Here is a 19,699-nt window from a genome sequence, read left to right as displayed (position 1 = left end):
CACCTATTTTTGCATGGCGAAACGGCGTGCGGCGATGTGGTTTGCCGCGGGAAGCGAAAGACTAGGACTGGGCCTGGGCCGCGAGCGCCAGCGCCAACGCCTGTTCGGCTGCGCGAACCGAGCCTTCGAGCGTCGCCGGGTAGGGACCGTCGACATAGTCGCCCGCCGCGGACAGCCCGGGCGCCACGTTGCGCGGCGGCCGGACGAGCCCGGGCGTGCAGGCGAAGGTGGCCCGCTGCTCGGCAGCGATGTGCAGCAGAACCGCGTCGTCGTCGGCCAGGAAGGCGGTGGGAAACGCCAAGCGCGCCTGGCGCATGACTGCCACTGCCGTGGCCGCCAGTCCACGCTCGACCCACGGCGCGGCGCCGCTGACGACGAAGGCAAAACATCCCGGCGTGCGGCCGAGCGCGCCGAGGTCGAAGACGAACTGCGCCGGGGCCTCGGCGCCAGCGGCGAGCGCGAGCACCGGCGCTGCCAGCCGCAGCCGCGGATCGTGCAGGTAGGCGGTGACGATCGGCTCGTAGCGCAGCGTGGCCGCCTGGCGGCTCCACGCCGGCGCGAAGGCGCCCGTCAGGCGCGCGGCTTCGACGGCACTGCAGGCCAGCACGACGGCGTCGAAGCGCTGGCCGTCAAGCAACCACCCCGCACCCGCCGCCTGCAGCCCCATGACGCGGCGTCCGAAGTGCAGCACCGCGCCCTGCGCCTGCAGCCAGGTGACCGCCGGTTCCGGCAGCAGCGCCGACAAGGACGCGCGCGGCAGCAGCAGGTCGGCGCTGCCGGCGCCGCTGAAGAGCGCGTCCCTCAGCACGCGCAGGAAGACCTGCGCGCTGGCCGCCTGCATCGGCGTGTTCAGCGCCGCGACGCAGAGGGGTTCGACCAGGTCGTCGATCACCTTGCGCGGCAGGCGGCGACAGAGTGTCGCCACGCTGGCATCGGGCGCACAGCGAAAGCCGCGCAGCAGCCAGCCGGTGGCGGCCAGCAACAAGGCCAGCCGTTCCCGCGCTGACCAGCCGCGGGCCGTGGCCACGCCGCGTAAAAAGGACGTTAGCGGCGAACCCGCCGGCAACTCGAGACCGCGTCCGTCCGGATAGCGCAGCCGCAGCGGCATGCGGTGCAGCAGCGCAGCCGGATCGGCGCCGACCGTGCGCATCAGCGCCAGCGTGTGGTGGTAGGCGCCGATGAGGATGTGCTGACCGTTGTCGAGCTCGCCGGCGGGCGTCGGCACGCCGCGCGCGCGGCCGCCCGGCCGGCGCGCCATCTCGAACAGCGTGACGCGATGGCCTTGCTCCGTCGCGCGCACCGCGGCCGAAAGCCCGGCCCAGCCTGCTCCGACGACGGCGACCTCGCGGGGCAACCTGCTGGCCGCGCTCAACGTCCCCGCCAGTTCGTGCGCAGCGCGATCCACAGCTTGCGCACCGGCGTCAGCGAGGTGCGCTGGTGCAGCACGCGGAAGTCATCGGCCTCGATCTCACGCAGCAGCGTGCGATAGATGTTGGCCATCATCAGCCCCGGCTTCTGCGCGGCGCGATCGACCTCCGGCAGCAGCGCCAGCGCGTCGTCGTAGCAGCGGTGTGCGCGCTCGGCCTGGAAGCGCATCAGCGCGCTGAAGCGCTCGCTGTAGCCCCAGGGCGCGTCGCGCTTGAGCAGCTCGTGCGCCTTGACGTCGAAGCGCTGCAGCTCGGAGATCGGCAGGTAGATGCGGCCCCGGCGCGCGTCGTCGCCGACGTCGCGGATGATGTTGGTCAGCTGCAGCGCGAGGCCGAGCTGGTGCGCGTAGGCCAGCGTCGCCGGCTGCGTGCGGCCGAAGATGTTGGCCGCAACCTCGCCGACGATGCCGGCCACCAGGTGACAGTAGCGCTGCAGCGACGGGTAGTCGAGGTAGCGCGTCTGCTCCAGGTCCATCTGGCAGCCCTCGATGACCGACAGCAGGTGCTGCGCGGTGATCGAGAAGCGTTCGGTGCACGGCAGCAGCGCGCGCGTCACCGGGTGTGTCGGACGTCCGCCGAAGCTGCTGGCCACCTCCTGCCGCCACCAGGCCAGCTTGGTCGCCGCGACACCCGGGTCGTGCACCTCGTCGACGACGTCGTCGACTTCGCGGCAGAAGGCGTAGAAGGCGGTGATCGCCGCGCGTCGCTCGGGTGGCAGGAACAGGAAGGCGTAGTAGAACGAGGAGCCGCTCGCCGCAGCTTTTTCCTGAACGTAGTGTTCGGGCGTCGTCATAGCGGCGCCCAGCCCGGCGCGGCGAGCCGCGAGCGCATGCGCAGAGCGCGCCACAGCATCGGTGCGAAGTCGCGCCGACCGAGGGTCGGCCGCTGGCTGAAAGTGCGGAATTGCATGGCCTCGATTTTCTCCAGGATGCGCAGGCCGCCCTGGACCACGAGCCGCAGCTCCCAGCCGACGCGGCCCGGCAGTCGCAGCGCCAGCGGCGCACCCTGCTGCATCAGGCTGCCCGCCCACTGCACGAGCTCGCGCAGCAGCGCCTGGGTGGCCGCGTCGTCCCGGCCGGCGGTCAGCGCATTCAGCGCCAGTCCGTGCCGCCGGGCGTCGGTGGCCGGGAAGTAGACCCGGCCGCGTGGCAGGTCGACGCTCGGGTCCTGCCAGAAGTTGATCAGCTGCAGCGCGCTGCAGATGGCGTCGGACTGCATCAGCGATGCCCGGTCATGCACGCCGTACAGCGCCAGCAGCAGCCGGCCGATCGGATTGGCCGAGCGGCGGCAATAGTCGAGCAGTTCGGCTCGATCCTGGTAGTGCGGGTTGGCGCAGTCCTGGACGAAGGCGTCGAGCAGGTCGTCGAACGGACTCAGCGGCAATCCGTGCCGGCGCGCGCACTCGGCGAGCGGTTGAAAGACCCGTGGCCAGTCCTGCACTGCGCCAGCGAACGCCGCGTGCAGCGCAGCGCGGTAGCGCAGCAGCTCATCGCGCCGCTCGTCGGGCGAAGCGGTGCCTTCGTCGGCGATGTCGTCTGCCGTGCGCGCGAATGCATAGATCGCGCGCACCGCCGGCCGCAGCCGCGCCGGGCACAGGATCGACGCGACGGGGAAGTTTTCGTAGTGGTCGACGCTCACCGTGCAATTGTCCACGGCGCAAATTGACAAGCCGCAGGCCGGCACCTATATTACTGACCGGTCAGTCAGTAGCAACGTTTTGGAGCCTTCTCCCATGCGCACGCCCCGCCTCGCGAGCCTTTCCGTCATCCTGCTGGCCGCGCTGCTCGCGGCCTGCTCGAAGACCCCGCCGCCGGAAGAACCGGTGCGGGCCGTGCGCACGATGACCGTGCAGACCGCCCCTGTCGCCGGCAGCCACGAATATGCCGCCGAGATCCGCGCGCGCACCGAGTCGCGGCTGGCGTTCCGCGTCAACGGCAAGCTGGTCAAGCGCCTGGTCAATGCCGGAGACTCGGTCAAGGCCGGCCAGCCGCTGGCGCAGATCGATGCGCAGGACCTGCGGCTGAGCCAGGATGCCGCACAGGCCTCGCTGGCCGCGGCCCGTGCGAACCTCGAATGGAGCGAAGTCGAGTTCAAGCGCTACAAGGAGCTGCGCGAGCAGGGCTTCATCAGCGGCGCCGAGCTCGATCGGCGCGAGGCCTCGTTGAAGGCCGCGCGCGCGCAGGCCGACCAGGTCCGCGCTCAAGCCGGCGTGCAGACCAACCAGGCCGGCTACGCGCTGCTGAGCGCCGACACCGCGGGCGTCATCACCGGTGTCGATGCCGAGCCGGGCGCGGTGGTGTCGGCGGGAACGCCGGTGCTGCGCCTGGCCCACGACGGTCCGCGTGACGTGGTGTTCAGCGTGCCGGAAGACCGGGTGGCGAGCGTTCGCGCCTTGCTCGGCAAGCGCGACGCGCTGAAGGTCCGGCTGTGGGGCCAGGAAGGCGCGCTCGGCGCGACGGTGCGCGAAATGGCCGCCGCCGCCGACCCGACGACGCGAACCTTTCTCGTCAAGGCCGACGTCGGTGCCGCCGCCGCGGTGCGGCTCGGCCAGACGGCGAACGTGACGATCGAGTCCCCCGCGGTCGACGGCCTGATCCGCTTGCCGCTCGCCGCGGTGTTCGAGCAGCAGGGCAAGTCCACCGTGTGGACGCTGGATCGCGAATCGATGACCGTGCGCGCCCGCCCGGTGCAAGTCGCCGGCGCCGACGGCAACCTGGTCGTCATCGGCGGCGGCTTGCAGGCCGGCGAACGTGTCATCACCGCCGGCGTTCACGCGCTGATGCCGGGGCAACGCGTGCGGCTGTACGACGAGCCGGGCTCCGCATCGACGCCGCGCGCGATCGCTTCCGCCGAAGCCGTGCCGGTCTCGACCACCGCGATCGCCAAGCGCTGAACCGTTTTCGAAAGCCGTCGATGATGAATGCCAACCCGGGCTCGGGCAGCCCTGCCTCGCGCTTCAATATCTCGCGCTGGGCGCTGGAACACCCGGCGCTGACGCGCTACCTGATGGTGGTGCTGCTGATCCTGGGCTTCGCCGCCTACTTCCAGCTCGGCCAGGACGAGGACCCGCCGTTCACCTTCCGGGCGATGGTCGTCCAGGCACGCTGGCCGGGGGCCACCGCGCAGCAGGTCGCCGACCAGGTCACCGACAAGATCGAGCGCACGCTGCAGGAGGTGCCTTACGCCGACGTGATCCGCAGCTACACCAAGCCCGGCGAATCGGTGACGATCTTCTACATCCGCGACAGCTCGCCGCCGAAGGAGGTTGCCAACGTCTGGTACCAGGCGCGCAAGCGCATCGGCGACATGCGCCACACGCTGCCCGCCGGCGTGATCGGCCCGGTCTTCAACGACGACTTCGGCGACGTCTACGGCTCGATCTACGCGCTGTCGGCCGATGGCTTCAGCGACGAGGAACTGCGCGTCTTTGCCGAGGACGTGCGCTCGCAGCTGCTGCGCGTGCCCGACGTCGCGAAGGTCGAGGTCTTCGGCGCGCAGGCGGAGAAGATCTTCGTCGAGATCTCGCAGAAGCGGCTCGCGCAGCTCGGCCTCGACATGAACCAGGTGCTCGGCCAGCTGGCGGCGCAGAACGCGCTGGAGAGCGCCGGCGTGCTCGATGCCGGCACGCAGAACCTGCAGGTGCGGGTCGGCGGCGCGTTCGGCTCCGTAGAGGACCTGAAGCGCTTCCCGATCCGCGGCTTCAATGCCGCGAGCTCGACGGCCGGGACGCTCCAGTTGTCCGATATCGCCGAGGTGCGGCGCGGCTTCACCGATCCGCCGGCCGTCAAGGTGCGCCACCAGGGCAAGGCGGTGGTCGCGCTGGGCATCTCGATGGCCAAGGGCGGCGACATCATCGCGCTCGGCGATGCGCTGAAGGCGCGCACCGACAAGATTCGCGCGCAGCTGCCGGCCGGCATCACGCTGCAACAGGTGCAGGACCAGCCGCAGGCGGTGTCACGCTCGGTCGGCGAGTTCGTGCGCGTGCTGATCGAGGCGGTGGTCGTCGTGCTGGCGGTCAGCTTCATCAGCCTCGGGCTGCACCTGCGGCCGTTCCGGATCGACATCTGGCCGGGCCTCGTCGTCGGCATCACGATCCCGCTGGTGCTGGCGATCACCTTCGTGACGATGTACTACTGGGGCGTCGGCCTGCACAAGATCTCGCTCGGTTCGCTGATCATCGCGCTCGGCCTGCTGGTCGACGATGCGATCATCGCGGTCGAGATGATGGTGCGCAAGCTCGAAGAGGGCTACGACAAGATGCGTGCCGCCAGCTTCGCCTACGAGGCCACGTCGATGCCGATGCTGACCGGCACCTTGATCACCGCGGCCGGGTTCCTGCCGATCGGCATGGCGAAGTCGACGGTCGGCGAATACACCTTCGCGATCTTCGCGGTCACGTCGGCCGCGCTGGTGATCTCGTGGCTGGTGTCGGTGTACTTCGTGCCCTTCCTCGGCGCGAAGCTGCTGCGCACGCGCAGCCGCGCGGGCGGTGAGAGCCACGAGCTCTTCGACACGCCGTTCTATGGACGCTTCCGCCGCGTCGTCGACTGGTGCGTGCAGCATCGCTGGGCAACCATCGGCGCGACGCTGCTGTTGTTCGGGCTCGGCATCGCCGGCATGGGCAAGGTGCAGCAGCAGTTCTTCCCCGATTCGAGCCGGCCGGAGATCCTGGTCGATCTGTGGCTGCCCGAAGGCTCGACGGTGCGCGAGAGCGAGGCGGTGGCCAAGCGCTTCGAGGCCCGGATGATGAAGGAGCCGGGCATCGAAACGGTCAGCACCTGGATCGGCAGCGGCGTGCCGCGCTTCTACCTGCCGCTGGACAACATCTTCCCGCAGAGCAACGCCAGCCAGGCCATTCTGCTGCCGAAGGACCTGGCGACCCGCGAGCGCCTGCGCAAGTCGCTGCCGGCGCTGCTGGCGAGCGAATTCCCCGAGGCGCGCGGGCGCGTCAAGCTGCTGCCGAACGGCCCGCCGGTGGCCTATCCGGTGATGTTCCGCGTCGTCGGACCCGATCCGAAGCAGGTACGGCTGTGGGCCGACCAGGCCAAGGACATCGTGCGCGCGAACCCGAAGATGCGGGGCGTCAACGACAACTGGAACGAGCAGGTCAAGGTCCTCAAGCTCGATGTCGACCAGGACAAGGCGCGCGCGCTCGGCGTCAGCAGCCAGTCGGTGGCGCAGGCCTCGCGTGCGATCTTCACCGGCATCACCGTCGGGCAGTACCGCGAGGGCGACAAGCTGGTCGACATCGTGCTGCGCCAGCCGCAGGAAGAGCGCAACGCGATCACCGACGTCGGCGACGGCTACCTGCCGACCGCCGGCGGCCGCTCGATCCCGCTGCTGCAGGTCGCCAAGGTGGACTTCGTCTGGGAGCCCGGCGTGCTGTGGCGTGAAGGCCGCAAGTACGCGGTGACGGTGCAGGGCGACGTCGTCGACGGCGTGCAGGGGCCGACCGTCACGAAGGAGGTGTGGCCGAAGCTCGCCGAGCTGCAGGCGCGCATGCCGGCCGACTACGGCATCCAGATCGCCGGGGCGCAGGAAGAGAGCAACAAGGGCACCGGCTCGATCGCCGCCGGCGTGCCGGTGATGCTGTTCATCATCTTCACGCTGCTGATGCTGCAGCTGCAGAGCTTCTCGCGCGCCATGCTGGTGTTCCTGACCGGTCCGCTCGGCCTGGCCGGCATCGCCGCGGCGCTGCTGCTGCTCGACCGGCCCTTCGGCTTCGTCGCGCTGCTCGGCGTGATCGCGCTGATGGGCATGATCATGCGCAACTCGGTGATCCTGATCGACCAGATCGAGCAGGACCGCAAGCAGGGCCGGCCGGCCTGGGATGCGATCGTCGAGGCCGCGGTGCGCCGCTTCCGCCCGATCGTGCTGACCGCGGCCGCGGCCGTGCTGGCGATGATCCCGCTGACGCGCAGCGTCTTCTGGGGGCCGATGGCGGTGGCGATCATGGGCGGGCTGATTGTTGCCACGGCGCTGACGCTGCTGGCGCTGCCCGCCATGTACGCAGCGTGGTTCCGCGTCAAGCGGCCCGACCCGGGCAGCGCGCCGGCGCCGCAGGGCTAGAATCGCGGGTTTACCGGATCGCCGAGGGGGCGCCGGAGGTCCGGCGCCCCCTGTCCCTTTCAGGCACTTCAAAGTGCGCACCAGCGCGGGTGGCGAAATTGGTAGACGCACCAGGTTTAGGTCCTGACGCCTTCACGGGCGTGCCGGTTCGAGTCCGGCCCCGCGCACCAGATCCTCAATTGCCAAGCAGCAGAGTCCAACATGGCCGTGACCGTTGAAACCCTCGAAAAGCTCGAACGCCGAATCACCCTGACGATTCCGGCGACCGACATCAGTGCCGAAGTCGAGAACCGGCTGAAGAAGCTGTCGCGCACCGTCAAGGCGGACGGCTTCCGCCCCGGCAAGGTGCCGATGTCCTTCGTTGCCCAGCGCTATGGCTACTCGGTGCAGTACGAGGTGATGAACGACAAGGTCGGCCAGGCCTTCGCCAGCGCCGCCAACGAGGCCCAGCTGCGTGTCGCCGGCACCCCGAAGATCACGCAGAAGGACGAAGCGCCCGAGGGCCAGCTCGCCTTCGACGCCACCTTCGAGGTCTACCCCGAAGTCAAGCTCGGCGACCTGGCCGGTGCCGAGGTCGAGCGCGTGACCAGTGACGTCAGCGACGCGGCGATCGACCGCACCGTCGACATCCTGCGCAAGCAGCGCCGCACCTTCGCGCAGCGCCCGGCCGCCGAGGGCGCCGCTGAAAGCGACCGCGTGACGATCGACTTCGAGGGCAAGATCGACGGCGAGCCGTTCTCCGGCGGCAAGGCCGACGGCTTCCAGTTCCTGATCGGCGAAGGCCAGATGCTGGAGCAGTTCGACAAGGCCGTGCGCGGCATGAAGGTCGGCGAGTCGAAGACCTTCCCGCTGCAGTTCCCCGAGGACTATCACGGCAAGGACGTGGCCGGCAAGGAGGCCGACTTCCTCGTCACGATGAAGAAGATCGAAGCCCAGCACCTGCCGGACATCGACGAGGCCTTCGTCAAGTCGCTCGGCATCGCCGACGGCACGATCGACGCGATGCGCGCCGACGTCAAGAAGAACCTCGAGCGCGAGATCAAGTTCCGCGTGCTGGCCCGCAACAAGGCCGCCGCGATGGAGGCGCTGGTCAAGGTGGCCGAGCTCGACGTGCCGAAGGCGCTGGTCGATGCCGAGGTCGAACGCATGGGCGAGGCCGCGCGCGAGGACCTGAAGCAACGTGGCGTCAAGGATGCCGACAAGACGCCGATCCCGAACGACATGCTGCAGCTGTTCCGCCCGCAGGCCGAGCGCCGCGTGCGCCTGGGCCTGGTGGTGGCCGAGCTGGTGCGTGCCAACAACCTGCAGGCCAAGCCCGAGCAGCTGCAGGCGCACATCGAAGAGCTGTCGCAGAGCTACGAGAAGCCGGCCGAAGTGATGCGCTGGTACCTGTCGGACCGCCAGCGCATGGCCGAGGTCGAGGCCGTGGTGATCGAGAACAACGTCACGCAGTACGTGCTCGAGCGCGCCAAGGTCAGCGACAAGGCGCTGCCGTTCGACGAGCTGATGGCCGCTTGATGTTTCGCTGCGCCGCCTCATCTGCAGGCGGTTCGAAGCGAGAAGGGCGCCACGGGCGCCCTTTTTCATCGCCCCGTCATCCGACACCTCGCCCGTGGGCCCAAAGGGGCGCGGGACATAATCGACCCAACCCCTTACGAGAACGTCCGAGGACATCCATGAGCGCATTGGAGACGCAAGCCCTGGGCATGGTGCCCATCGTCATCGAGCAGTCGGGGCGCGGCGAGCGCGCCTACGACATCTACAGCCGCCTGCTGCGCGAGCGCATCGTCTTCCTGATCGGCCCGGTCAACGACGCGACGGCCAACCTGGTGGTCGCGCAGCTGTTGTTCCTGGAGAGCGAGAACCCGGACAAGGATATCTTCCTGTACATCAACTCGCCCGGCGGCAGCGTCTCGGCCGGCCTGTCGATCTACGACACGATGCAGTTCATCAAGCCGGACGTCTCGACGCTGTGCATGGGCATGGCGGCCAGCATGGGGTCGTTCCTGCTGATGGCCGGTGCCAAGGGCAAGCGCTCGGCGCTGCCGAACTCGCGCATCATGATCCACCAGCCCTCGGGCGGTGCGCAGGGCCAGGCCACCGACATCGAGATCCATGCCCGCGAGATCCTCAAGACGCGCGAGCAGCTGAACCGCATCTACGCCGAGCGCACCGGCCAGACGCTGGAGAAGATCACCGCCGACATGGAGCGTGACTTCTACATGTCGCCCGACGAAGCCCAGGCCTACGGCCTGATCGACCAGGTCCTGCATTCACGCCCCTGATCGACACATCCCCTTGCGGTCGGTCCAAATCCGGGTCCTTTTCGAGGGAATTCCGGTCTGCCCGCTTGGACTATCATTGATTCGCAGCTATCGCATCACGCGCGTTACACATGGCCGACAAGAAGGGCGCCTCCGGCGAAAAAGTCCTGTACTGCAGCTTCTGCGGCAAGAGCCAGCACGAGGTGAAGAAGCTCATTGCCGGCCCGTCGGTCTTCATCTGCGACGAGTGCATCGAGCTGTGCAACGACATCATCCGCGACGAGGCACCCGCTGAGGGTGCCTCCGCGAAGGCTTCGCGCTCCGATCTTCCGGCACCGGCCGAGATCAAGGCGATCCTCGATCAGTACGTGATCGGACAGGACCCCGCCAAGCGCACGCTGGCGGTGGCCGTCTACAACCACTACAAGCGCCTGAAGCACATGGGCGCCAGCGGCAAGGAAGAGGTCGAGCTGACGAAGAGCAACATCCTCTTGATCGGGCCCACCGGCTCGGGCAAGACGCTGCTCGCGCAGACGCTCGCCAAGCTGCTGAACGTGCCGTTCGTGATCGCCGACGCGACGACGCTGACAGAAGCCGGCTACGTCGGCGAGGACGTCGAGAACATCATCCAGAAGCTGCTGCAGAACTGCAACTACGACGTCGAGCGGGCGCAGCGCGGCATCGTCTACATCGACGAGATCGACAAGATCAGCCGCAAGGCCGACAACCCGTCGATCACGCGCGACGTCTCGGGCGAAGGCGTGCAGCAGGCGCTGCTGAAGCTGGTCGAAGGCACGATGGCCTCGGTGCCGCCGCAGGGCGGGCGCAAGCATCCGAACCAGGACTTCCTGCAGATCGACACGACGAACATCCTGTTCATCTGCGGCGGTGCATTCGATGGCCTCGAGAAGGTCATCCAGAACCGCACCGAGAAGTCCGGCATCGGCTTCGCCGCGTCGGTGCACAGCAAGACTGACAAGCGTGCAGCCGACCTGTTCCGCGAGGCCGAACCCGAAGACCTGATCAAGTTCGGCCTGATCCCCGAGCTGGTCGGCCGCCTGCCGGTGGTGGCGACGCTCGGTGAGCTCACCGAGGACGCGCTGGTGCGCATCCTCACCGAACCGCGCAACGCGCTCGTCAAGCAGTACCAGAAGCTCTTCGGCATGGATGGCGTCGAGCTCGAGGTGCGGCCATCGGCGCTGGCAGCCATCGCCCGCAAGGCCTTGCAGCGCAAGACCGGCGCACGCGGCCTGCGTTCGATCATGGAGCATTCGCTGATCGACACGATGTTCGACCTGCCGACGCTCGACGGCGTGGCGAAGGTCGTGATCGACGATCACATCGTCGAAGAGGGTGCCAAGCCCCTGCTGGTGTACCGGGAGCAGGCCAAGGCCAGCGCCTGAACCTGCTCACTGACGGTCCGACGGGGCGCCACCCAGCCCGTCGCACCTCCCTTGCATTCGATTGCTCGGTCCCCATGTCGGTCCGAGAAAGAGAGGTTTCTCCATGTCAGGACATCCCGTTCTCCCGCCCGATCCGATCACGCTGCCGCTGCTGCCGCTGCGCGACGTGGTCGTGTTCCCGCACATGGTTATTCCGCTGTTCGTCGGCCGGCCGAAGTCGATCAAGGCGCTCGAAGCCGCGATGGAAGCCGGTCGCCAGATCATGCTGGTCGCGCAGAAGGCCGCCGGCAAGGACGAGCCCAAGCCGGAGGACATGTTCGAGATCGGCTGTGTCTCGAGCATCCTGCAGATGCTCAAGCTTCCCGACGGCACGGTGAAGGTGCTGGTCGAAGGCGTGCAGCGCGCCGAGACGCGCGAGATCCACGACAACGGCGAGCACTTCACCGCCGAGGTCGCACCGGTTCAGCCGGCCGGCATCACCTCGCCGGAAGTCGAGGCCCTGCGCCGTGCGGTCACGCAGCAGTTCGACCAGTACGTCAAGCTGAACAAGAAGATCCCGCCCGAGATCCTGACCTCGATCGCCGGCATCGATGACCCGGGCCGCCTGGCCGACACGATCGCGGCGCACCTGCCGCTGAAGCTCGAAGCCAAGCAGTCGGTGCTCGATCTGTTCGAGGTCGCCAAGCGGCTGGAGAAGCTGCTCGAGCTGCTCGAGCACGAAGTCGACATCCTGCAGGTCGAAAAGCGCATCCGCGGCCGCGTCAAGCGCCAGATGGAGAAGAGCCAGCGCGAGTACTACCTGAACGAACAGGTCAAGGCGATCCAGAAGGAGCTTGGCGACGGCGAGGAAGGTGCCGACCTCGAAGAGCTCGAGAAGAAGATCAAGGCCGCGCGCATGAGCAAGGAAGCGCGCAAGAAGGCCGATGGCGAGCTGAAGAAGCTCAAGCTGATGTCGCCGATGTCGGCCGAGGCCACCGTCGTGCGCAACTTCATCGACACGCTGATCGGCCTGCCGTGGAGCAAGAAGAGCAAGATCAAGCACGACCTGCCGCTGGCCGAGCAGGTGCTCAACGAAGACCACTACGGCCTCGAGAAGGTCAAGGAACGCATCCTCGAGTACCTCGCGGTGCAGCAGCGCGTCGACAAGGTCAAGGCGCCGATCCTGTGCCTGGTCGGCCCCCCGGGGGTCGGCAAGACCTCGCTCGGCCAATCGGTCGCGCGGGCGACCGGTCGCAAGTTCGTGCGCATGGCGCTCGGCGGCGTGCGTGACGAGGCCGAGATCCGCGGCCACCGCCGCACCTACATCGGCTCGATGCCGGGCAAGGTGCTGCAGAGCCTGACCAAGGTCGGCGTGCGCAACCCGCTGTTCCTGCTCGACGAGATCGACAAGCTCGGCATGGACTTCCGCGGCGATCCGTCGTCGGCGCTGCTCGAGGTGCTCGATCCCGAGCAGAACCACACCTTCAGCGACCACTACGTCGAGGTCGACTTCGATCTGTCCGACGTGATGTTCGTCGCGACGTCGAACTCGATGAACATCCCGCCGGCGCTGCTGGACCGGATGGAAGTGATCCGCCTGTCGGGCTACACCGAGGACGAGAAGGTCAGCATCGCCCAGCGCTACCTGATGCCGAAGCAGCAGAAGAACAACGGCGTCAAGGACGAGGAGATGGAAGTCACCGAGTCCGCGATCCGCGGGATCATCCGCTACTACACGCGCGAGGCCGGTGTGCGCTCGCTCGAACGCGAGATCTCGAAGATCTGCCGCAAGACCGTCAAGGGCATCCAGCTCAAGCAGACCGAAGGCAAGGTGGTCGTCACCGAGGACAACCTCAACGACTACCTGGGTGTGCGCAAGTTCGACTTCGGCCGTGCCGAGAAGAAGAACCAGGTCGGCCAGGTCGTGGGTCTGGCCTGGACCGAGGTCGGCGGCGACCTGCTGACGATCGAGGCGGCGACGATGCCTGGCAAGGGCGGCACGATCCGCACCGGCTCGCTCGGCGACGTGATGAAGGAATCGGTCGAGGCGGCCCGTTCGGTGGTGCGCAGCCGCTCGCGGCGCCTGGGCATCAAGGACGAACTGTTCGAGAAGCGCGACGTCCACATCCACGTGCCCGATGGCGCGACGCCGAAGGATGGCCCGAGCGCGGGCATCGCGATGACGACCGCCTTCGTCTCGGCGTTGACCGGCATTCCGGTGCGCGCCGATGTCGCGATGACGGGCGAGATCACGCTGCGCGGCGAGGTCACCGCGATCGGCGGCCTGAAGGAGAAGCTGCTGGCGGCGCATCGTGGCGGCATCAAGACGGTGCTGATCCCGGAAGAGAACGTCAAGGACCTGCAGGACATCCCCGAGAACGTCAAGAACAGCCTCGAGATCGTGCCGGTGCGATGGATCGAGCGGGTGCTCGAGAAGGCGCTCGAAACGATGCCTGCGGAGCTGCCTGAGGATGATCCGGCGGCGAAGGTCGAAGCGCCGAAACCCGAAGTCGCAGCGCCCGCGGCCACCGGCGACGCGCTGCCGCATTGATGGCCGTTTTCGCCGCTCCGCTTGCTGGGCGGCGAAATTACGGTATATACTGCGAGCTTCGCTGAACAGCAATGAACAGCGAAACAATGCGGGAGTAGCTCAGTTGGTAGAGCGCAACCTTGCCAAGGTTGAGGTCGCGAGTTCGAGACTCGTCTCCCGCTCCACATTCATCGAAAAGGGAAGCTGACCGCTTCCCTTTTTTGTCAGAATGCCCGGCGTTCCTCTTGCCGGTCCGTGGCGCGATAGCAAAGCGGTTATGCACCGGATTGCAAATCCGTTCAGCCCGGTTCGACTCCGGGTCGCGCCTCCAGGAACATCACGCCAACAAGGGCCTCACCGATCGGTGAGGCCCTTTTGCTTCGGCCTCCATAATGCGCGCGGCGGCTCACGCGCAGCGCCCGGATGGCGAAATCGGCAGACGCAGCGGACTTAAAATCCGCCGCCCTTTGATCGGGGCATGCGGGTTCGAGCCCCGCTCCGGGCACCACTCGTCGCTCAGACCGCGCTATGCGCGACCGTGACCGGCTCGTCCAGCCAACGCCGCGCGGCGCGCGCCACCAATTCGACATCACCACTGGCCGCGATCGAGAGCGCGCCACGCGGTTCGGCTTGCGCGCCGATGCGGACCGGCAACAGCGACTCGACGCGCCGGCACACGGCTTCCGCCGTGTCGACCAGCGCTACGCCGGGCCCGAGCCGCCTGGCGATGCGATCCGCGATCAATGGGTAGTGCGTGCAGCCGAGCACCACCGTGTCGGCCTGGGTCGCCTCGATGCGCGCGCAAGCGTCTTCGATCAGCGTTTCGAGCGCATCGTCCGCGGCCCGCTCGATGGCATCGGCCAGGCCCGGACAGGCGAGCAAGTGAACCTCCGCATCCGCACCGTGCGTCCCGACCAACGAGCGCATGCGCTCGCTTTGCAACGTCGCTTCGGTCGCCAGCACGGCGATGCGGCGTGAACGGCTGGCCGCGATGGCCGGCTTGACGCCGGGTTCGACGCCGACGAACGGCAACGATGGCCAGCGCTGGCGCAACGCGGCGATGGTGTGGGTGGTCGCGGTATTGCAGGCGACGAGCACCAGCGCGCTGCCTTGGCTGACCAGGACCTGCGTCAGCGTTGCACAGCGTTCCACCAGCCACTCGGGCGACTTCGCGCCGTAGGGCAGGTGGCGGTTGTCGGCAAGGTAGCTGATCGCGCAATCCGGCAGCCGGCGGCGCAGGCCCCGCAACACCGACAACCCACCGACGCCGGAATCGAACACGCCGATCTGCGGTGAGGGGGAGGGGCGGGCGGTCATCCGCGCGCAGTGTAGAGGTGGCCCGCAACGGTCACCTGGATGACAGCCGCGCGCAGCCGAGCACCTAAAATAGAACGATCGTTCGATTTTGTCGGTCGCCCGGCAACCCGGCGGCATAGAATTCTTCGGTTTACGTAAACGTCAATTCAACTCGCAGGAGCCACGCGACATGAAGGTACTGGTACCCGTCAAGCGCGTCGTCGACTACAACGTGAAAGTTCGCGTGAAGTCCGACGGCACGGGGGTCGACATCGCCAACGTCAAGATGAGCATGAACCCGTTCGACGAGATTGCCGTCGAAGAGGCCGTGCGGCTGAAGGAGAAGGGCGTCGTCACCGAAGTCATCGCCGTGTCCTGCGGCGTCACGCAATGCCAGGAGACGCTGCGCACCGCGATGGCGATCGGCGCCGACCGCGCGATCCTCGTCGAGACGCCGGCCGACCTGGACCTGCAGCCGCTGGCCGTCGCCAAGCTGTTGAAGGCGCTGGTCGACAAGGAGCAGCCGGGCCTGGTGATCCTGGGCAAGCAGGCGATCGACGACGATTGCAACCAGACCGGCCAGATGCTCGCCGCGCTGGCCGACCTGCCGCAGGCCACCTTCGCCAGCAAGGTCGAGATCGCCGATGGCAAGGCGAAAGTAACGCGTGAAATCGATGGCGGCCTGGAGACGATCTCGCTGTCGATCCCGGCGGTCATCACCACCGACCTGCGCCTGAACGAGCCGCGCTACGTGACGCTGCCGAACATCATGAAGGCGAAGAAGAAGCCGATGGAGACGCTGAAGCCGGCGGACCTCGGTGTCGACGTCACGCCGCGCATCAAGACGCTGAAGGTCAGCGAGCCGCCCAAGCGCGGCGCGGGCGTGAAGGTGGCGGACGTGGCGACGCTGGTCGCCAAGCTGAAGAACGAAGCGAAGGTGATCTGAGATGGCTGCACTCGTCATTGCTGAACACGACCACGGCACGCTCAAGGGCGCGACGCTGAATACCGTGACGGCCGCTGCCGCTTGCGGCGGCGACGTTCACGTGCTCATCGCCGGCCACAACGCCGCCGGCGCCGCACAGGCGGCGGCGCAGATCGCCGGCGTCACGAAGGTGCTGCATGCCGATGGCGCCAGCCTCGCCGAGCAGCTCGCCGAGAACGTCGCGGCGCAGGTGCTGGCGATCGCGTCGAACTACGCGCACCTGCTGTTCCCGGCCACCGCGCACGGCAAGAACGTCGCGCCGCGTGTCGCCGCGAAGCTCGACGTCGCGCAACTGAGCGACGTCACCAAGGTGGTCAGCGCCGACACCTTCGAGCGCCCGATCTATGCCGGCAACGCGATCGCGACGGTGCAGTCGGCCGATGCGACGAAGGTGCTGACCGTGCGCACGACCGGCTTCGATGCCGCGGCGGCCAGCGGCGGCAGCGCGGCGATCGAATCGATCGCCGCGGTGGCCGACAGCGGCAAGAGCGCCTTCGTCGGCAGCGAGATCGCCAAGAGCGACCGGCCCGAGCTGACCGCCGCGAAGATCATCGTCTCGGGCGGCCGCGCGATGGGCTCGTCGGACAAGTTCAACGAGGTGCTGACGCCGCTGGCGGACAAGCTCGGCGCCGCACTCGGCGCCAGCCGGGCCGCTGTCGATGCGGGTTATGCACCGAACGACTGGCAGGTCGGCCAGACCGGCAAGATCGTCGCGCCGACGCTGTACATCGCCTGCGGCATCTCCGGCGCGATCCAGCACCTGGCCGGCATGAAGGATTCGAAGGTGATCGTCGCGATCAACAAGGATCCCGAAGCGCCGATCTTCAGCGTCGCCGACTACGGGCTGGAAGCGGATCTGTTCACCGCGGTGCCGGAGCTGGTCAACGCGCTCTGATCCAAGCAATCCAGGGCGCCGAGGTGGCGCCCTTTTTTTATCCGGAGAAGGTTTCATGAGCTATCGCGCCCCGGTCAAGGACATGCTGTTCGTGATGAAGGAACTGGCCGGCATCGATGCCGTCGCGCAGTTGCCCGGTCACGCGGAGGCCGGCTACGACACCGCCGCCGCCGTGCTGGAAGAGTGCGCGAAGCTCAACGAGGACGTGATCGCGCCGCTGAACCGCCCCGGGGACCTGAACCCGTCGAGCTTCGCGAACGGCGAGGTGCGCACGACGCCCGGTTTCAAGCAGGCGTTCCGCCAGTTCGCCGACGGCGGCTGGCAGGGGCTGCAGCATCCGGTCGAGCTCGGCGGCCAGGGGCTGCCGAAGCTGATCCATGCCGCTTGCGCCGAGATGGTCAACAGCGCGAACCTGAGCTTCGCGCTGTGCCCGCTGCTGACCGACGGCGCCATCGAGGCGCTGCTGACCGCCGGCAGCGACGAGCAGAAGACGACCTACATCCCGAAGATGGTCGATGGCACGTGGACCGGCTCGATGAACCTGACCGAGCCGCAGGCGGGCTCGGACCTGTCGATGGTGCGCACGCGGGCCGAGCCGCAGCCCGACGGCAGCTACAAGATCTTCGGCACCAAGATCTTCATCACCTACGGTGAGCACGACCTGGCCGAGAACATCGTGCACCTGGTGCTGGCGCGTGTCGTCGGTGCGCCGGAAGGCGTCAAGGGCATCTCGCTGTTCATCGTGCCGAAGTTCCTGCTCAACGCCGATGGTTCGCTCGGCGCGCGCAACGACGTGCACTGCGTATCGATCGAGCACAAGCTCGGCATCAAGGCGAGCCCGACCGCCGTGCTGCAGTACGGTGACCACGGCGGCGCGATCGGGTATGTCATCGGCCAGGAGAACCGCGGCCTCGAGTACATGTTCGTGATGATGAATGCCGCGCGCTTCGGCGTCGGCGTGCAGGGCATCGCGGTCGCCGAGCGGGCGTATCAGCAGGCGGTGGCCTATGCGCGCGACCGCGTGCAGAGCCGGCCGGTCGACGGCTCGCTGCCCGCTGCGGCGGCGATCATCCACCACCCCGACGTCAAGCGCATGCTGATGACGATGCGCGCCCACGTCGAAGGCTGCCGCGCGATGGCGCTGGTCGCCGCCGCCGCATTCGACGCCGCCCATGCGCACCCGGATGCCGACGTGCGCAAGCAGAACCAGGCCTTCTACGAGTTCATGGTGCCGCTGGTCAAGGGCTTCTCCACCGAGATGAGCCTGGACGTCGCGTCGCTCGGCGTGCAGGTGCATGGCGGCATGGGCTTCATCGAGGAGACCGGCGCGGCGCAGCACCTGCGCGACGCCAAGATCCTGACGATCTACGAGGGCACGACGGCGATCCAGGCCAACGACCTGGTGGGCCGCAAGACGGCACGCGACGGCGGTGCGATGGCGCGCGCGGTCGCCGGCCAGATCGAGGCCACCGAGCGGGCGCTGGCGGGCCGCGACAGCGTCGCCGCGCGCGCGATGCTCAAGCGCCTGGCGGCCGCGCGGCAGGCCTTCGTCGATGTCGTCGGCTTCATCGCCGGCCAGACCAAGGCGAGCCCGAACGCCGCGTTCGCCGGCAGCGTGCCCTACCTGCTGCTGGCCGGCAACCTGGTCGGCGGCTGGCAGATGGCGCGTGCGCTGATCGCCGCCGAGGACCGGCTGGCAGACGACGTCGACGCCGACTTCATGCGCGCGAAGATCACCACCGCGCGTTTCTACGCCGACCACATCCTCAGCAAGGTGCCGGGCCTGCGCGACAGCATCGTCGACGGTGCCGCCGGTGTCACCGAGATGGCAGTCGAAGCCTTCTGATTGCACCACCATCACGACCACACTCCGGAGTCGAGCCGTGCCGCTGCCACCCGTCCTTGCCAACCTGCCGCTGCCGATCATCGGCTCGCCGCTGTTCATCGTCAGCAACCCCAAGCTCGTGATCGAGCAGTGCAAGGCCGGCGTCGTCGGCTCGATGCCGGCACTGAATGCGCGGCCGGCGTCGCTGGTCGATGAATGGCTGGCCGAGATCACCGAGACGCTGGCCGCCTGGGATCGCGACCATCCGGAGCAGAAGTCCGCGCCGTTCGCGATCAACCAGATCGTGCACAAGACCAACGAGCGGCTCGAGCACGACATGGAGGTCTGCGCCCGCTACAAGGTGCCGATCGTGATCACCAGCCTCGGCGCGCGCACCGACATCAATGATGCGGTGCACGGCTGGGGCGGTGTCGTGCTGCACGACATCATCAACAACAAGTTCGCGAAGAAGGCGATCGAGAAGGGCGCCGACGGCCTGATCGCGGTGGCCGCCGGTGCCGGCGGCCATGCCGGCACGCGCAGCCCGTTCGCGCTGGTGCAGGAGATCCGCCAGTGGTTCGACGGGCCGCTCGCTTTGTCGGGCAGCATCGCCAGCGGCGGCGCGGTGCTCGCGGCGCAGGCGATGGGCGCGGACTTCGCGTACATCGGCTCGGCCTTCATTGCCACCGAGGAAGCGCGCGCGACAGAAGGCTACAAGCAGATGATCGTCGAGTCGACCAGCGACGACATCGTCTACAGCAGCCTGTTCACCGGCGTGCACGGCAACTACCTGCGCGGCTCGATCGTCAACGCCGGTCTCGACCCCGACAACCTGCCCGAGAGCGACCCGAGCAAGATGAGCTTCGGCGGCGGCGAGGCGAAGAAGGCCTGGAAGGACATCTGGGGTTGCGGCCAGGGCATCGGCGCGGTCGGGGCCGTGCTGCCGGCGCGCGAGCTGATCGCGCGGCTGAAGCGCGAGTACGACGAAGCGCGGCGCCGGCTGGCGATCGGCTGACTTCGGCTGAC

Annotated in this window: 14 protein-coding genes and 4 tRNA genes; 14 read left to right on the top strand and 4 right to left on the bottom strand. The window is 67.9% G+C overall.

Annotated elements, in window-relative coordinates:
* Window positions 1-61: 61 nt before the first annotated feature.
* Genes hpnE through hpnC form a run of 3 tightly spaced genes read right to left on the bottom strand, consistent with a single transcriptional unit; the run spans window position 62 to window position 3,065 of the window.
* Window positions 62-1,372, bottom strand: a complete 1,311-nt coding sequence (gene hpnE, locus HLB44_RS16720; protein ID WP_173124545.1) for a hydroxysqualene dehydroxylase HpnE — start codon at window positions 1,370-1,372, stop codon at window positions 62-64.
* Complete coding sequence (gene hpnD / locus HLB44_RS16715; protein ID WP_173124543.1) at window positions 1,369-2,220, bottom strand: presqualene diphosphate synthase HpnD; 852 nt, start codon at window positions 2,218-2,220, stop codon at window positions 1,369-1,371. Before hpnD ends, hpnE begins: the two co-directional genes overlap by 4 nt.
* Entirely contained in the window at window positions 2,217-3,065 is an 849-nt protein-coding gene (hpnC, locus tag HLB44_RS16710) for a squalene synthase HpnC (protein WP_173124541.1), read from the bottom strand. The genes hpnD and hpnC overlap by 4 nt, the downstream gene beginning before the upstream one ends.
* A 94-nt stretch (window positions 3,066-3,159) precedes the next feature.
* On the opposite strand from hpnC, the gene HLB44_RS16705 reads away from it, so the two are divergent.
* The 10 genes from HLB44_RS16705 (at window position 3,160) to HLB44_RS16660 (ending at window position 14,180) form a co-directional block, all read left to right on the top strand.
* On the top strand, window positions 3,160-4,320 hold the full coding sequence (locus tag HLB44_RS16705; RefSeq protein WP_173124539.1) for an efflux RND transporter periplasmic adaptor subunit: 1,161 nt from the start codon (window positions 3,160-3,162) through the stop codon (window positions 4,318-4,320).
* Window positions 4,321-4,343: 23 nt separating this feature from the next.
* Complete coding sequence (locus tag HLB44_RS16700; protein ID WP_173124537.1) at window positions 4,344-7,496, top strand: efflux RND transporter permease subunit; 3,153 nt, start codon at window positions 4,344-4,346, stop codon at window positions 7,494-7,496.
* A gap of 83 nt (window positions 7,497-7,579) precedes the next feature.
* Window positions 7,580-7,666: transfer RNA gene (locus tag HLB44_RS16695), tRNA-Leu, on the top strand.
* A 31-nt stretch (window positions 7,667-7,697) separates the two neighbouring features.
* Window positions 7,698-9,014, top strand: coding sequence for a trigger factor (gene tig / locus HLB44_RS16690; RefSeq protein ID WP_173124535.1), 1,317 nt, complete (start codon window positions 7,698-7,700; stop codon window positions 9,012-9,014).
* 158 nt (window positions 9,015-9,172) lie between these two features.
* Window positions 9,173-9,781: an ATP-dependent Clp endopeptidase proteolytic subunit ClpP gene (gene clpP, locus HLB44_RS16685; protein ID WP_281375182.1), complete on the top strand. Its 609-nt coding sequence runs from the start codon at window positions 9,173-9,175 to the stop codon at window positions 9,779-9,781.
* Between the two features lie 110 nt (window positions 9,782-9,891).
* A complete protein-coding gene (gene clpX / locus HLB44_RS16680; protein ID WP_173124533.1) occupies window positions 9,892-11,163 on the top strand; it encodes an ATP-dependent Clp protease ATP-binding subunit ClpX in 1,272 nt (423 codons plus the stop codon).
* Window positions 11,164-11,266: 103 nt separating this feature from the next.
* On the top strand, window positions 11,267-13,693 hold the full coding sequence (lon, locus tag HLB44_RS16675) for an endopeptidase La (protein WP_173124531.1): 2,427 nt from the start codon (window positions 11,267-11,269) through the stop codon (window positions 13,691-13,693).
* 88 nt (window positions 13,694-13,781) lie between these two features.
* Window positions 13,782-13,857: transfer RNA gene (locus HLB44_RS16670), tRNA-Gly, on the top strand.
* A gap of 72 nt (window positions 13,858-13,929) precedes the next feature.
* Window positions 13,930-14,003: transfer RNA gene (locus HLB44_RS16665), tRNA-Cys, on the top strand.
* Between the two features lie 86 nt (window positions 14,004-14,089).
* Window positions 14,090-14,180, top strand: a tRNA-Leu gene (locus HLB44_RS16660).
* Window positions 14,181-14,188: 8 nt separating this feature from the next.
* Here HLB44_RS16660 and murI read toward each other — a convergent pair.
* Window positions 14,189-15,106: a glutamate racemase gene (gene murI / locus HLB44_RS16655; protein ID WP_246312313.1), complete on the bottom strand. Its 918-nt coding sequence runs from the start codon at window positions 15,104-15,106 to the stop codon at window positions 14,189-14,191.
* Window positions 15,107-15,158: 52 nt separating this feature from the next.
* On the opposite strand from murI, the gene HLB44_RS16650 reads away from it, so the two are divergent.
* Genes HLB44_RS16650 through HLB44_RS16635 form a run of 4 tightly spaced genes read left to right on the top strand, consistent with a single transcriptional unit; the run spans window position 15,159 to window position 19,688 of the window.
* Window positions 15,159-15,914: an electron transfer flavoprotein subunit beta/FixA family protein gene (locus tag HLB44_RS16650; protein WP_173124529.1), complete on the top strand. Its 756-nt coding sequence runs from the start codon at window positions 15,159-15,161 to the stop codon at window positions 15,912-15,914.
* A gap of 1 nt (window position 15,915) precedes the next feature.
* The gene (locus HLB44_RS16645) at window positions 15,916-16,848 is read left to right on the top strand and encodes an electron transfer flavoprotein subunit alpha/FixB family protein (protein WP_173124527.1); all 933 of its coding nucleotides are present in this window, start codon (window positions 15,916-15,918) and stop codon (window positions 16,846-16,848) included.
* 55 nt (window positions 16,849-16,903) lie between these two features.
* Window positions 16,904-18,694: an acyl-CoA dehydrogenase gene (locus HLB44_RS16640; protein ID WP_173124525.1), complete on the top strand. Its 1,791-nt coding sequence runs from the start codon at window positions 16,904-16,906 to the stop codon at window positions 18,692-18,694.
* Window positions 18,695-18,731: 37 nt separating this feature from the next.
* A complete protein-coding gene (locus HLB44_RS16635) occupies window positions 18,732-19,688 on the top strand; it encodes a nitronate monooxygenase (protein WP_173124523.1) in 957 nt (318 codons plus the stop codon).
* The last annotated feature ends 11 nt before the right edge of the window (window positions 19,689-19,699 follow it).

The organism is Pseudaquabacterium terrae, assembly GCF_013266755.1.
GTDB lineage: Bacteria > Pseudomonadota > Gammaproteobacteria > Burkholderiales > Burkholderiaceae_C > Pseudaquabacterium > Pseudaquabacterium terrae.
The sequence above is the reverse complement of the archived record's forward strand: the minus strand, read 5'-3'. Positions and strand labels throughout refer to the sequence as shown.